Consider the following 14,299-nt stretch of genomic DNA (forward strand, 5'->3'; position numbering starts at 1 on the left):
ATTCTTGACGGCCTGAACAATCGTCAATATCGGTCGGAGGGGTGGCTTTGTAAAGCCGTTTGTCTCCACCCGCGTAGCGGGTGGTTCAAAGCTGGCCGCTGCGCGGCCAGCAGACTAAAGTCTTGAAGCGAACGATAGGTGGGACATATGTCCCACCTATCCTTTATCGCCACTGTTTTCGTAACACAAGCAACTGCGTAATCGCTATAATTCAAGCCCAGTTAAAACACGATGAGCCGTAAAGCGAAACTCGAAGGAAATATACACGATGTCGCAACTCGACCGCAGCCAACTGATCCCCGATCCGCAACAGCCCAGCAGGCAGCCCGGAGGCATCCAATCGCCCCGTCCCATTGCGCCAGCCCATGGTCAACAGCACGGCGCGGCAAATACCTCCCCGCGCCCCAATCAGGGCCAGCATCAGCAGCGTCAGCAGCGTTCCGCACATGGCGCCGGTCACAACCAGGGCTCCTCGCACACTCGAGTTTCCAACAACCGCGGCCCCGCCAACAACCGCTCCGCAAAGGGTAATAAGACGGGCGGCAAGACGGCGTTCTTCGTCGTCCTCGGCCTCGTCGCTATCGTCTATATCGTGGGCGTCGTGGCGTTTTCGCAGATTGCCTACCCCAACACCACCATCGCCGGCGTCGATATCTCGTTTTCCAACGCCTCATCCGCCGCTACCAAGGTCAACTCAGCGTGGAAGCACTACAAGCTCACCGTTTCGGGAGATGACTTTAGCTGGACCTATCAGCCCGAATCCGACGAGCCCATCGTCGACGGCGAGGCAGCTGCCCACGAGATTATCGGCAGCAACGAGCCGCTGCTGTGGCCCTCGCGCCTGATTGCCTCGCTCGGCGGCAAGAACGTTAGCGCGACCAAAAACGGTACCATTGACCTGGAACAGGACGTCGACCTGTCCATGCTCTCGGACGCCTTTGACCAAAAGCAGTTCGAAGGGGATCTGGGTGCCGCCATCGACGCATTCAACGAGGGCCGCTCGGGTACCTTTGAGGCATCGAGCTCCTACGACGAGAAGGCAGGCAAGTTCACGATCGAGAAGGCCCGCTCCAACGAAAAGCTCAACCGCGAGCATGTCATTAAATATGCGGAGATCGAGCTCGCGTCGCTGTCCGAGACCGTCGATCTTACGAAGCTCGGAAACGATGCCTACGAGCCGCTCAACGGCACGCTCACCAACGACCAGATCCAGGCCGCATGCGATGCCGCCAACAACTTTCTGGGCGTTAACGTGACCCTTAAGCTCAACGGCAACGATGCCGGCAAGGTCGACGGCAGCTCGGTGCTGCAGTGGATCAGTTTTGACGACCCCGCGAACCCCACACTCGACACCTCCCAGATCAGCAACTGGGCAGCAGACCTCGCCAATGGCTTTAACACCGTGGGCTCCACTCGCTGGTGGACGCGCGCCGATGGCAAGCAGTGCGCCGTCGAAGGCGGTGACTTTGGTTGGTCCATCGACAGCAGCACGCTTGCCAAGCAGGTCGAGGATGCTATTAACAACAAGCAGACCGGCGAGATTGAGATCAATTACTCCCAGAAGGCCGACACCTTTACCGCCAAGGGCGAGCCCGATTGGAAGGCGTATATCGACGTCGACCTGTCCGAGCAGCACGCGCGCTACTATGACGAGAGCGGAAATATCGTTTGGGAGGCCAACTTTATTTCCGGCAAACCGGGCGAAGACGCCACCCCCGAGGGCGTGTGGCAAATCAACAGCAATGACGGCGCCACCAAGCTTATCGGCGCCAAGGACCCCAAGACCGGTAAGCCCAAATACGAGAGCCCGGTGAGCTACTGGATGCCGTTTGAGGGCAACATGGTTGGCTTCCACGACGCTACCTGGCAAAACGACAAGAGCTTCGACGATCCCAACTCCTATAAGTGGTGCGGTAGCCACGGCTGCATCAATCTGCGCCTGGCCGATGCCAAGGCGCTCCACGATTGCATCAGCGTCGGTCTGTGCGTGGTCGTCCACTCCTAGCACATCACGCGTGTCACAACAAAGCTCAGCGTCACCTACCTTTCGATGCTGAAAGAATCGCGCCTGTGCGCCCGCCCCAACCGGTGGGCGCATATACTTATCGCGGTAAGTTCTATAAAGGAGACGCTATGTCGAATGTCCCCACCATCACCCCGGGTCCCGACGATACCGGGCGCGTGCCGGAAGGCGCAACTGAAACTCTACCGCTCATCACAAGCGCCCCCACGGCACAGCAAAACGACGACGAGCAAGGTAACGCCGGAATATCCGACGATGAGGCCTACGCAAAGCTCAAGGCGAAGCGTGCCGAGCGTCGGCGCAAAAAGCTCATCCGACGCGGCATTGCGGCCGGCATCGTGGGCGGCATGATTCTGATAGCCATTATTGTGAGCGTTGTCCTTACCTCGCAGCCGCAATCTGCAGGCGGACCTGTTACCGACATGGTCATGGAAGGCACCTTTACCACGACCGTCGAGGCAAAAGGACAGCTCATGCCCATCTCGGCCTCAGTCGTCTCCCCTTCTGTCGACGGTACGGTGGCATCGATCAACGTGCAGGCCGGTCAGAGCGTCAACGAGGACGACGTGCTCATGACGATCAAAAACGACGAGCTCGATAACGCCGTTGCCGAGGCGCAGCGTGCGGTCGCGGCCGCCCAGGAAGACCTGAAAAACGCCCAGGCGGCGCTCGCCGCCGCACAGGCAGCGCCGACATTGGATGCCGGCGGAGCGACCGCCCCGACGGATGCAACCGCCGACGCCAGCGCCGTCTCGAGCGCCCAGCGCAATCTCGCCTCGGCCCAGGCAACCATGGACCAGGCAAACGCCAAGGCGGCCGAGCGCACCGTAAAGGCCCCCAGTTCGGGTAGTATTGTCGAGCTCAACGCTAAAGTGGGTGCCACAGTGACCGGAGGCATGGTCATGGGCGAAGGCGACACGAGTGGCGGCAAGCAGTGCATGCAGATCGCCGATCTCTCCAAGATGAAGGTGACGGTTCAGGTGGGCGAAAAGGACATCGCCAAGATCGCTGTGGGCCAGAGCGCCAACGTTACCTATCCCGCGTTTCCCGATATCGTGAGCCAGGGCACCGTCACGGCTATCGCGTCGGTAGCAAACTCCGACGCCGCCAACGGTGGTGGCGGCAGCGTGACCTTTAACGTCGACATCCTCATCGAGGCACCCGACAGCCGCCTTAAGCCCGGTATGACTGCCGAGGTCTCGGTGGTGACCGAGCAGCTTGACGACGTGGTCATGGTGCCCACCATGGCGCTGATGACCGAGGACGGCGAGCACTATTACGTCAATCTGGCCACCGATGACGAAGGCAAGGAGACGCGCCGCGTGAAGGTGACCGTTGTGACGCAAAACGACAACGACGCCGTAGTCGGAAAGACGCAGGTCAAACGCGACGACCAGGGCAACGAGATCAACCCCAACGTGCCGGTTACCAAACTGCGCGATGGCGACACCATCGTGATGGATACTGGCGCGGGCATGACAGCAGACGGCGGCGACAGTATGCCTGCCGACGAGGGCATGTAATGCGCCCCGTCATCGACATCCGCAACGTGCACCGCATCTTTGAGAGCGAGGCCGGTTGCGCCCATATCCTGCACAACGTGAGCCTGGCGGTAGACCCCGGTGAGTTCGTCGCCATCACCGGACCCTCGGGCTCGGGCAAGTCGACTCTCATGAACATCCTGGGTTGCTTGGACAAACCGACGGCGGGCGACTATTACCTGCAAGGGCTCAACGTAGCCGAACTCGACGATGATGAGCTCACCGAGGTGCGCGCGCTGAGCATCGGCTTTGTCTTTCAGAGCTTCAACCTGCTGCCGCGCCTGTCGGTTATCGAAAACGTCATGCTGCCGCTGTCCTACACCAATGTGCCGCGCAGTCAGCGCGAGATGCGCGCCGTGCACGCGCTGCAAGCCGTCACGCTACCGGTCGACCATTGGGACCACCGCATATCAGAACTCTCGGGTGGACAGATGCAGCGCGTCGCCATCGCGCGCGCCCTCATCAACGATCCGCCCATCATTTTGGCCGACGAGCCGACGGGAAACCTCGACTCGGCAACCGGGGCGCTCGTCATGGAAACCTTCCACAAGCTCCAGGAGCGCGGCAAGACCATCGTGCTCATCACGCACGACCCGGGCATTGCCGCCGAGGCAGACCGAGCTGTGACCATTCGCGACGGGCGAATTCATGACGGAGCGTATATCGCGCATGTGCCGAATACCCTACGCGGCGCCGTCAGCAACCTGCCCGCGATTTACGCACCTTCTACACCGCCGAAAGGAGCGAAAGCATGAGCACCCGCGATCTTGTCCAAGAAGCCCTGCACTCGCTCGAGGCCAACAAGGGACGTAGCCTACTCACTATCCTAGGTATCGTCATTGGCATCGCCTCGGTCATAGCCATGACCTCGCTTATCGGCGGCATCCAAAACAGCCTGGTCAACAGCTTGGGACTTAACGCCGCTCGCATGGTTCAGATCTACTCTTCCCAAGAGCTCACCGATTCGGACGTCGAGAAGCTGCGCAAGATGGTGCCGCAAATTGAGCAGATCGGCATCGTCGACAGCGCCTATTCCGAGTACAAAGTTGGAGATAAAAGCTATACCGTCATGGCACAGGGCGTCGATAGCGACATGCTCGATGCCGTGGGCGCCAGCAAGATCGTTGCCGGTCGCACCTATAGCGACATCGAGTCAAAATCAGGCGCGCACGTGGCGCTCATCGGCCGCGGCGGCGCCGAGCAACTTTACGGCAACGAACAGGACGCACTCGGCAAGACCATCAAGGTTTCGAGCGGAGACGTGCAGATCATTGGCGTCATCGACGGAGGCAACGACTCCATGGGCTCGCTGAGCCTGTACATGCCACGAGAAACGATCGCCGAGCTCTACGGCGATGACAATCCGTCGTTTCCCAGCGTGACGGCGCTCGCCACCGAAGGCACGAACATGGATGAGCTCTGCAAAACGATCGAATCCAAGGTGCGCAGCATGAAGGGCATCTCGGAGGACGACGAGTACGACAGCGTGTCGGCAAGCTCCATGAAGAGCGCTATCGATGCCCTCAACTCATTTATGGGCGCCTTCTCGCTCATCATGGGCGCGGTTGCCGGCATATCGCTGCTTGTGGGCGGAATCGGCATTATGAACATGATGCTCACCAACGTGACCGAGCGCATCCGCGAAATCGGTATCCGCCGCGCCCTGGGCGCAAGCCGACGTGACATCACCGCTCAGTTTTTGGCCGAGTCCTCGGCGCTGTGCATCACCGGCGGAATTTTAGGTGTCGTGATTGGCTATCTACTGGCCTGGGGGCTCACCTTTTTTGCCGCGAGCTCGGGCATTATGAGCGAGTTTGGGGCCACCGGGTCGATTACGCCGAGCTTCTCCATTACGACTGTGCTGCTCGCGTTTGCTGTATCGGTCGGCATCGGCGTGGTATTCGGCTTCTACCCCGCCCGCCGCGCCGCAAAGCTCGATCCAGTCGAGTGTCTGCGCTATCAGTAATGCAATTCCCCTGAGTTGCGGTGAAATAGGGAGTGTTTAAGCTGTTAAAAGGCCTATTCAGTCCTTATTTCACCGCAACTCAGGGGGGGGGATAAGGCGCTAGTGCTATTCGAAACGAGATTCCAGACTCGATAGTCCATTCAACGTCAGGTCGTTGGCGACCGCCGAGACGCGCTCGATGGGAACCGAGCCATCGGACAACGCCCACGTGCGATAGATGCCGATAATGCCGGACAGCAAAAACGCCAGGTAGTAATCGAACATCTCGTCCTTTAGACCCTCGGGCAGCAGATCACGCTCAGCGATCTCGTGCTCGAGCGGCAAACGCAGACGAGCCATAAAGTCGTCGAGCGGAATGTTTTCGATCAACTGGCGATTAAGCACCAGGTTGTTGCACAGCGCCTCGTTAACGGTCTTGAAAAAGGACGCCGCAGCGCCAAGTGCGCGCTCGTTGGTGTCGCCGCCCATGGAGGAAAGCGTCTTCTCGACTGAATCGACGATCATCTCGACCACATCGACGGCAATGGCGTCGAGCAAGCCGTCGACCGTGCCAAAGTGCACGTAGAAGGTCTTACGGTCGACATTTGCCTCGCGCGCGATAGCGCTCACCGTAATATCGGCCAGGGGCTTTTCCATAAGCAGTCGCTCAAACGCCGAAAGAATCGCATTGCGACTGCGGACGATACGACGGTCAAGGCGCGGTTTGGTGGTAGCCATAGACGTGTCCCCTTCATGTCAACAGCCCACCTGTAAGTCCTCTACATGTGGGAGATAATCAACGTAAGAGGATTATCCTACATCTCACATCGCAATGACGAGCGTCATCAAGAACGCACGACTCGCCGACCGGGCCCTAAGATCGCTTCTTTTTATTGAGCGCCGCCGGGGAAACGCGAATGCCGTCGCCAGTCTGGCGAACGTAGGTCTGGCGTGCCGGCTTAGGGGCCACAGCAGGCTTTTGAGCACGTTGATTGGGATCAACGGTAACCTGGCACGCAGGATGTGCCTTAACGGGCGTAGAGGGCGTCTGAGGCGTGCGCCCGAGCTTGCGCATCATACGGTCCCAGCGTGCATGGATACTCTCGTTGTGAGCGCTCTTAAGGCCCAGCAGCGGGGCGGCCAAAATGGTCGGCGCGATAAAGGTGATCAGACGCCACAGCAGATAGCCGGCAGTCGATGCCGTGCCAAAAAAGTGACCCAAAAACAATGCGAAGCCACCCTCGGCGCCACCAGTGCCGCCGGGCAGCGGAACGGCGGAGCTCAGCAGCTGGACAAAGGCGCTCGCAGCCATGACCGAGAAAAAGTCGACTTCGTGGTGGCCAAAAGAGAGCATCAAAAAGTACGGAACCAGGTAGAAAAACGCCAGCTGCAGCATAGTGATGACGACCGTGAGCAGCATGGACGAAAAATGGCCGGCAGATAGTTTGAATTTCTCGGAAAACGAGTAGATCTCGCCATCGACAAAGGTGCGCCAGCCCTCGATCTTTGTGGCCGAGACGCCCACGCGCTCGAGCCAATTGATGATGCAATGAGCGACGCGCGTGACGGTCTTGGGCATCAACGCCACGGCAAAGATGCCGAGTAGGATGCAGCAGTGACCGCCAAAGCTAAAGACGCACAGCAGCGTCATGTCGCCATAACGCTCGGCGAAAAACGGCATGCGGGCGAGCAGCAGAATGGCACCCCATGCCACCAGGCCAAACTGGTACACGATAAAGCGGGTGAACTGCGTGGCACCCGCTTCGCCCACGTTTTGGCCGGCTTTGGTAAGGCGGTAAATTTGAGCAGGCGTAGAGCCCATCATCATGGGTGTCAGGTTGCCAAAGAAGATGCCGCTCGCCTCGACCGAAATGAGGTCGCGGATGCCGACGGGCGAATCGGGGTCGAGCCAAACGGCGATCGCGTACGCCACGATGCCAAAAACAAGATACAAAAACATGCAAAAGCATGCGGCGAAGAGCCAGGGCATCTGAACGCTGGACATAGCGGCCCAAAACTGCCCCATCTGCCCGGTCACGACCAGATAGACGATATACCCGATCAGCACAACGCCGATGAAGATGGCGCCGCGACGCGCGCTCTTGTTGTCATCGCCGCCAGAAACCTCGACCTGGGGCTTTGGGCTATGCTGAGAGGACTCCGTCATGAGGCTCCTTCTGACCGTCAAAGTATCTGGCCTATTGTACCCGTATGGGAGATGAGCAAAACGTAAAGCTATGAGGCAAATGGGATTAACAGACCAGCCCACACGCAACAAAAAACCCGACCTTCTCACGAAAGGCCGGGTATCTAAAACATGGTAGCCCGTACCAGATTCGAACTGGTGATCTCCGCCTTGAGAGGGCGGCGTCCTAAACCGCTAGACGAACGGGCCATAAGCCTCAGCAGAAAAGAAGTGGTAGCCCGTACCAGATTCGAACTGGTGATCTCCGCCTTGAGAGGGCGGCGTCCTAAACCGCTAGACGAACGGGCCACATGACATCTGCACTGCCGTGCTGCGAGGACATATATTACGGGACATAAAACGCGAGCGCAAGAAGAAAATCCAAATTGCCCGAATTTTGTCGGGAGGTTATGGAAAGCGCAGTTAAAAGCCACAGCCTATGATTTTTCTGGGACGGGGCTTAAAAAATCATTTCAGATTGCTGAGCGATTCTTTAAGACCACAACTTCATTCAAAATGATTTTTTAAGCCCCGTCCCAGAAAAATCATCCTAGGTTGAGGTGGGCCAGAAGGGCTTCGCGCTCGTTGGGGACGTTGTCCTCGATTAAGGCGTCGAGGGCGGCGTTGAGCAGCTGCCCCAACTCCGGCCCCGGTTTGACGCCGGCGCGAATCAGGTCGCCGCCGTTGATGGCAAGCATCTTGAGCGTATAGGGCTCCCCTGCCTCAAGCAGTCCGTGGGCGAGTGAGCGCATCTCCTCGATCGTCTCGACGTAATAGAAGCACGACGGCGCCTTGCCCAGCGTATCGGCACGCTTAAGGTCCATGAGCTCGTCAATCAGACGCGGCGTGTCGATGCCCTCGCCCGAAAGCAAGCGCATCATATTGAGTAAGCAAGAGCGCTCGGGGCGCAGCGGCTTATCGTGATACTTGATGAGTAGGCACACATCGCGAATCAAATCGTGCGAAAGCGCTAGACGATCCATAATGACGCGCGCCTTCTTGGCGCCAAGCTCGGGATGACCGTAGAAATGGCCGCTGCCCGCATGGTCGACCGTAAAGCAATCGGGCTTGGAGACGTCGTGCAAAAACGCCGCCCACATTAAGCTCGGCGAAGGCGCTACGCCGTCACACAGCGCCAACTCCCCCGCTACCGTCAACACGCGAGCGATATGCTCGTAGACATTAAAGGCATGGTAGACGCTGCGCTGGTCAAACCCACGAGCCGGCGCAAGCTCGGGCACGGCGGCACAAATGAGCTCGGGGTAGCGCAGCATCGCGTCTCCCCCGTGACCGGTCGAAAGAATGCCCTCAAGCTCAATGCCCACGCGCTCGCGTGCCACGGCATCGAGCAGCGGCGAGCATTCGGCAAGTGCCTGTTTGGTCTTAGGCTCGATCATAAAATCCAAGCGGCAGGCAAAACGCACCGCGCGCAGCATGCGAAGCGCATCCTCGTTAAAACGACGCTTGGGATCTCCGACGGCGCGGATCAACTTACGCCCTAAGTCGCCCTGGCCATCGTAGCGGTCGATAAGACCGCGCTCGGGATGCCAAGCCATAGCGTTAACGGTAAAGTCGCGACGCGCCAGATCGTCCTCAAGCGACGCCGCACGCTCCACACTCTGGGGATGGCGGCCATCGGTGTAAAAGCCGTCCAGACGATACGTCGTAACCTCAATGCGCTCATCGTCACAAATGGCGGTAATGCCGCCAAATTTAATGCCCGACTCAACTACCGCAATGTCAGCGGCCTCGAGTGCCGCCTTGGACTCCTGCCACAAGCCGCTGCAGCACATGTCGACATCGTGGCTGGGGCGTCCCATCAGGGCGTCACGTACCCAACCGCCCACGAACCAGGCCTCAAGACCGGCTGCCTCAAGCGCATGTAGCACACGCATGGAGGCGCCTGAGGGCTGCGTACCGTTGAGCGAAGCTTTGCACATACCTATGGCCTCCTACGCCTGCAAGCGTTAATCGATGGTTCTCAAGAAGTCTAACAAGAAACAGCCTCCGCTGCACACGCAAGTCCGATAAACAAAAACGCATCCGTCTTGGTCTAAGACGGATGCGAAATAATCGAACTATTCAGGCAAGTTGTCGGAACTAGCAGACCTGACGGATGGCGATACCCTTCTGATACTCATCGACCTTGGCAAAATCGCCCAAACCCGGGCACTCGACCACGTTGGCGCCGGTGGCCATCGAGAGGCGCAGGGCGTCCTCAACACGCTCGGGGGCATCGTGCCACACGGACAGGAAGGCAGCGAGCGAGGAATCGCCGGCGCAGACCGTCGACAGCAGCTTGACCTCAAAGGTGCGGTTGGCAAACCAGATGTGCTCGCCGTTGGAGAAGTACGCGCCGTCGCCACCAAGGGTCAGCAGCACGTTCTTAGCGCCCTTGGCGTGCAGCTCGGCCATCGCGCCCTTGACAGACTCGTCATCTCCACCGCTCACCTTAATGCCAAAGATGTCGAGCAGCTCGTCGTCGTTAGGCTTAATGAGCAGCGGCTTCATGGCAATGAGGTCGGCCAGCTGATGGCTCGAGATATCAAGCACGAACTCGGCACCCTTTGCCTTAACACGACGAAGTACCTCGGCCAGGAAACCCTCGGAGGTGTTGGGGGGCAGCGAGCCACTAATGACCAGGCAGGTCATGTCGTCGAGCGAATCAATGAGCTCAAACATCTCCTGCTCGTTGGCCGCATTGATGGCAGCGCCAGCGTTGACCATGTTGTACTCGGTATCGGGACCGGCGTTGAGGAAGACATTGACGCGCGTGATGCCGTCGGTCCACACGGGCTTGACGGGCACGCCCAGGGCCTCGGCGCCCTTGACGATGAACTCGCCCGAGAAGCCGGCAAAAAAGCCCAGGATCGTGGTGTCGACGCCGTAGTGATCGAGCGTGAACGAGACGTTGAGGCCCTTGCCGTTGGGCGTGTAGACCGCGTTGCGCGTGCGGGTGACAGTGTTGGCGGAAAGACCGTCGCAGGCAATGTTGTAGTCAATGGCCGGATTTGCAGTGAGCGTGTAAATCATGAATGTTCCTTTCACAAGGTAACGTGTTAATGAAAGTATATTCCACGCTTCGGGAAAAGACCATAGCAACTCGGCAAACGGTGTAGAACGCGTGCAGGACGGTAGGGCGGCGAGATGGCGGGACAAGCAATCCTGTTTTTTGCCCCGCCGCTCCCCCGCAATGTAAAAAAATGGCGCCCGGCAAAAACCGGGACGCCATATGCACACGAATATGTCGTGTTTCGCTTACTTGCGGTCGAGCTTGCGGACAGCAACGCGCTTGCTGTACTCATCGACGTGACCGAAGTCGCCGATGCCGACGGACTCGGCAACGTTGGCGCCGGTGGCCATAGCGAGCTTCATGGCCTCCTCGACGTTGTCGCGATCCCTGTACCACTTGTGCAGGAACGCGGCGAGGGTGCAGTCGCCGGCGCAGACGGAAGAGACCAGCTTGATGTTGAACTCACGCTTGGCGTACCAGATGTCCTCGCCGTTGGAGAAATAAGCGTCGCCGCGGCTACCACGGGTGAGCAGCACGTTCTGAACGCCGGCGTCGTGAGCCATCTTCATGGCAACGCGGACCTCGTCGTCGGTGTCGACCGGCACGCCGAAGATGGCCTTCATCTCGTGATGGTTCGGCTTAATGAGCAGCGGCTTCTTGTGAGCGAGCTCCTTGAGCTTGTCGGAGGACAGGTCCAGGACGACGTCGGCGCCACGGGCCTGAGCGTGCTCCATAACCTGGGCCAGGAAGTCGGGCGTAGCTTTGGGAGGCACGGAGCCGGAGACAATCAGGCACTCAAGATCGCCCGCGGTGTCCAGGATGTTGTAGAGCTCCTTCTGATGCTCCGGCGTAATCGGGGCGCCGGGGTTAAGGATGCCGTACTCGTGCTGGCCATCGTTGACGTAGGTGTTAATACGCGTGATGCCGTCGGTCCAGACCGGGCGGCACAGGCAGCCCAGGTTCATAACCTCCTCGACGATGAACTTGCCCGTGAAGCCGGCGAAGAAGCCGAGCGCGACGGTGTCGACGCCCATCTTCTTAAAGGCGAAGGACACGTCGAGGCCCTTGCCGTTAGCCGTGTAGCTGGCCGAGCCGGTGCGGACGTTCTCGTCGGGCTCGAGCGGAGAGCTCGAAACCGTCATGTCGACAGCCGGGTTAGCGGTTAGCGTGTAGAACATTTATAGTACCCCCTGTATATGTGAGGGCCGCGTGGCCGGCCCATTCCAACCACGCGGTTACCTCTGATACCAAATTAGCGAGCTGCGGACTCGAGCAGTGCCTTGACCTCGGCGGCGGTGTTGCAGGCGAGCGCCTTCTCGGCGAGCTCGTCGCACTCGGCCTTGGTCCACTGGCTGATGGTCTTGCGGGCGCGCAGGATGGACGGAGCGCTCATCGAGAACTCCTCCAGGCCCCAGCTGATCAGCAGCGGCTCAAGCAGCGGATCGGCAGCGGCCTCGCCGCACATACCGACCATGATGCCGGCCTTCACGCCGCTCTCGATGATGTTCTTGAGCGAGCGGAGCACGGCGGGATAGTACACCTGGTACAGGTTGGAGATGGTGTCGTTGCCACGGTCGGCGCACATGGTGTAGCCGATCAGGTCGTTGGTACCGATGGAGAAGAAGTCGGCGACCTCGGCCAGGCGGTCAGCGAGCAGCGAAGCGGCGGGAGTCTCGACCATGATGCCGACCTCGATGTTCTCGTTGAACTTGCGACCCTCTTCGGTCAGCTCGGTCTTGCACTGCTCGACGAGCTCCTTGACAGCCACGACCTCCTCGACGCAGGTGACGAGCGGGATCATGATCTTGACGTCACCGAAGGCGCTGGCGCGCAGCAGGGCGCGAAGCTGAACCTTGTACTGATCGGGATTGGCCAGGCAGTAACGCACGGCACGGAAGCCCATGAAGGGGTTGTCTTCCTTGACCATGTGCAGATACGGAATCTCCTTGTCGCCGCCCACATCGAGCGTGCGGATGATGACGGGAGCGCCCTTGAGCGCGCTGGCGACCTTGCGGTAGGCGTTGAACTGCTCCTCCTCGGAAGGAAGCTCAGCAGAGTCCATGAACAGGAACTCCGAGCGGAACAGACCGATAGCCTCGGCGTCGTGATCGAGTGCGTTAGGAACGTCGTCGGGATTGCCGATGTTGCAGGCGATGATCTTCTTGATGCCGTCGGCGGTCACTGACGGCTTGCCACGGAAAGCCTCGAGGGCTGCCTTCTCGGCAGCGAAGGCCTCGGCCTTGGCAGTGTAGGCGGCGAGCGTCTCCTCGTTGGGATCGGCCTCGACGATGCCCTTGCCACCGTCGACGACAACGGTCATGCCGTTGCGCAGTGCGGTGCAGCTGTTGGCAACCGAAAGGACAGCCGGGATCTCGAGGGCGCGTGCGATGATCGCGGAGTGCGACGTACGCCCTCCGGTCTCGGTGACGATACCGGCAACGTGGGCCTTATCGATCGTGGCGGTCATGGACGGCGTAAGGTCGTGCACGACAACGACGGTGTTCTCGGGCAGGACGGAAAGGTCGACGACCTCCTTACCCAGCAGCTCAGCCAGAATACCGGTGCGGATGTCTGCGATGTCGGCCGCGCGCAGACGGAACATCTCGTCGTCCATGGACAGGAACATGTTCTCGAACATGGTCGAGGTGTCCATAAGCGCCTGCTCGGCGCAGGTGCCGCCGTCAATGGCGGCGTTGATGGCGTCGGTCATGCCCGGATCCTGAGCAAGGACAATGTGTCCGCTCATGATCTCGGCCTCGGCCTCGCCCACCGTCTCCTTCATGTGGTCGGCCTGAGCCTGGGTCTTCTCGCAGAAGACCGAAAGAGCGGACTGATAGCGCTCCTTCTCTGCTGCCGAATCAGCAACCTCGTGCGGCTCAAACGTCAAGTCGGGATCGACGGCGACCATGACGGTGCCGATACCGATACCCTCGGATGCGTTGACTCCCTGATACATTCCCATTCCTCTCTCCGTGTCATGTGATAAAGCGTTTTGCCATATCCATGACAAAAGAGCGCAGCTACCTTAATACAGGTCACTGCGCCCCCAAGTATGAACTTAATTGTTCAACATACGACCCGTTTGAGTTCTACTCGCCAAGACCGCTCTTGATGAGCTCGACGGCAGCAGCCAGAGCCTCGGCCTTGTCAGCGCCGTCGCACTTGACCTCGACCTCGGTGCCGCAGGGGATACCAGCAGCCATGAGGGCCATCGGGGACTTGCCGTTGACCTCCTTCTCGGGGGTGACGACCGTCACGTCGCAGGCGTACTTGCCCATGGTGGAGGCGAAGAGACCAGCGGGACGCATGTGAAGACCCTGAGGATTAACGAGGGTAGCCTTCTCAGAAACCATAATTGACTCCTTTTTGTGTTTAACCCCTGCCAACCATGCGACAGGAGCCATACTCACGACGTTGTTTATATTAACTCACATCAAACTGTTTTTCATTGTGTTTCGCACGAATTCCTTGATTATCGACTTCATTCGAACACCTCCCACATTCATCCGCACATGTGCGGATGAATGTGGGAACCCGATACCCTGAGGGCCGGATCGGCCGGCCCCGGGAGATCGGAGGACGGCATGTCCGG

11 protein-coding genes and 2 tRNA genes are annotated in these 14,299 nt (G+C 59.3%); 4 read left to right on the top strand and 9 right to left on the bottom strand.

Annotated elements, in window-relative coordinates; all coding sequences use genetic code 11:
* Nucleotides 1–268 precede the first annotated feature (268 nt).
* The 4 genes from AAAX73_RS09515 to AAAX73_RS09530 all read left to right on the top strand — a co-directional run bounded on the left by AAAX73_RS09515 (nucleotide 269) and on the right by AAAX73_RS09530 (nucleotide 5,530).
* Nucleotides 269–2,005, top strand: a complete 1,737-nt coding sequence (locus AAAX73_RS09515) for a L,D-transpeptidase (protein WP_349125756.1) — start codon at nucleotides 269–271, stop codon at nucleotides 2,003–2,005.
* Nucleotides 2,006–2,133: 128 nt separating this feature from the next.
* Nucleotides 2,134–3,546 carry an efflux RND transporter periplasmic adaptor subunit gene (locus AAAX73_RS09520; RefSeq protein ID WP_349125757.1) on the top strand — a complete coding sequence of 471 codons (1,413 nt, stop codon included), beginning with the start codon at nucleotides 2,134–2,136 and terminating at the stop codon, nucleotides 3,544–3,546.
* Complete coding sequence (locus tag AAAX73_RS09525) at nucleotides 3,546–4,319, top strand: ABC transporter ATP-binding protein (RefSeq protein ID WP_349125758.1); 774 nt, start codon at nucleotides 3,546–3,548, stop codon at nucleotides 4,317–4,319. Before AAAX73_RS09520 ends, AAAX73_RS09525 begins: the two co-directional genes overlap by 1 nt.
* Nucleotides 4,316–5,530, top strand: a complete 1,215-nt coding sequence (locus tag AAAX73_RS09530) for an ABC transporter permease (protein WP_349125759.1) — start codon at nucleotides 4,316–4,318, stop codon at nucleotides 5,528–5,530. The genes AAAX73_RS09525 and AAAX73_RS09530 overlap by 4 nt, the downstream gene beginning before the upstream one ends.
* 105 nt (nucleotides 5,531–5,635) lie before the next feature.
* Here AAAX73_RS09530 and AAAX73_RS09535 read toward each other — a convergent pair whose 3' ends face one another.
* From AAAX73_RS09535 to AAAX73_RS09575, 9 genes are all read right to left on the bottom strand, one after another.
* Nucleotides 5,636–6,247, bottom strand: coding sequence for a TetR/AcrR family transcriptional regulator (locus AAAX73_RS09535; RefSeq protein WP_349125760.1), 612 nt, complete (start codon nucleotides 6,245–6,247; stop codon nucleotides 5,636–5,638).
* A gap of 136 nt (nucleotides 6,248–6,383) precedes the next feature.
* Entirely contained in the window at nucleotides 6,384–7,676 is a 1,293-nt protein-coding gene (locus tag AAAX73_RS09540) for a lysylphosphatidylglycerol synthase transmembrane domain-containing protein (protein WP_349125761.1), read from the bottom strand.
* Between the two features lie 151 nt (nucleotides 7,677–7,827).
* Nucleotides 7,828–7,904, bottom strand: a tRNA-Glu gene (locus tag AAAX73_RS09545).
* A 22-nt stretch (nucleotides 7,905–7,926) separates the two neighbouring features.
* A tRNA-Glu gene (locus AAAX73_RS09550) sits at nucleotides 7,927–8,003 on the bottom strand.
* Nucleotides 8,004–8,239: 236 nt separating this feature from the next.
* The gene (locus AAAX73_RS09555) at nucleotides 8,240–9,634 is read right to left on the bottom strand and encodes an HD domain-containing protein (RefSeq protein ID WP_349125762.1); all 1,395 of its coding nucleotides are present in this window, start codon (nucleotides 9,632–9,634) and stop codon (nucleotides 8,240–8,242) included.
* Nucleotides 9,635–9,794: 160 nt separating this feature from the next.
* Nucleotides 9,795–10,727 carry a 1-phosphofructokinase family hexose kinase gene (locus tag AAAX73_RS09560; protein WP_349125763.1) on the bottom strand — a complete coding sequence of 311 codons (933 nt, stop codon included), beginning with the start codon at nucleotides 10,725–10,727 and terminating at the stop codon, nucleotides 9,795–9,797.
* A 225-nt stretch (nucleotides 10,728–10,952) separates the two neighbouring features.
* A complete protein-coding gene (locus AAAX73_RS09565) occupies nucleotides 10,953–11,885 on the bottom strand; it encodes a 1-phosphofructokinase family hexose kinase (protein ID WP_349125764.1) in 933 nt (310 codons plus the stop codon).
* 74 nt (nucleotides 11,886–11,959) lie between these two features.
* Nucleotides 11,960–13,663, bottom strand: coding sequence for a phosphoenolpyruvate--protein phosphotransferase (gene ptsP, locus AAAX73_RS09570; RefSeq protein ID WP_349125766.1), 1,704 nt, complete (start codon nucleotides 13,661–13,663; stop codon nucleotides 11,960–11,962).
* 133 nt (nucleotides 13,664–13,796) lie between these two features.
* Nucleotides 13,797–14,060, bottom strand: coding sequence for an HPr family phosphocarrier protein (locus AAAX73_RS09575; RefSeq protein WP_349125765.1), 264 nt, complete (start codon nucleotides 14,058–14,060; stop codon nucleotides 13,797–13,799).
* Between the last annotated feature and the right edge of the window lie 239 nt (nucleotides 14,061–14,299).

Source organism: Collinsella sp. CLA-ER-H9 (assembly GCF_040092295.1).
Lineage (GTDB): Bacteria > Actinomycetota > Coriobacteriia > Coriobacteriales > Coriobacteriaceae > Collinsella.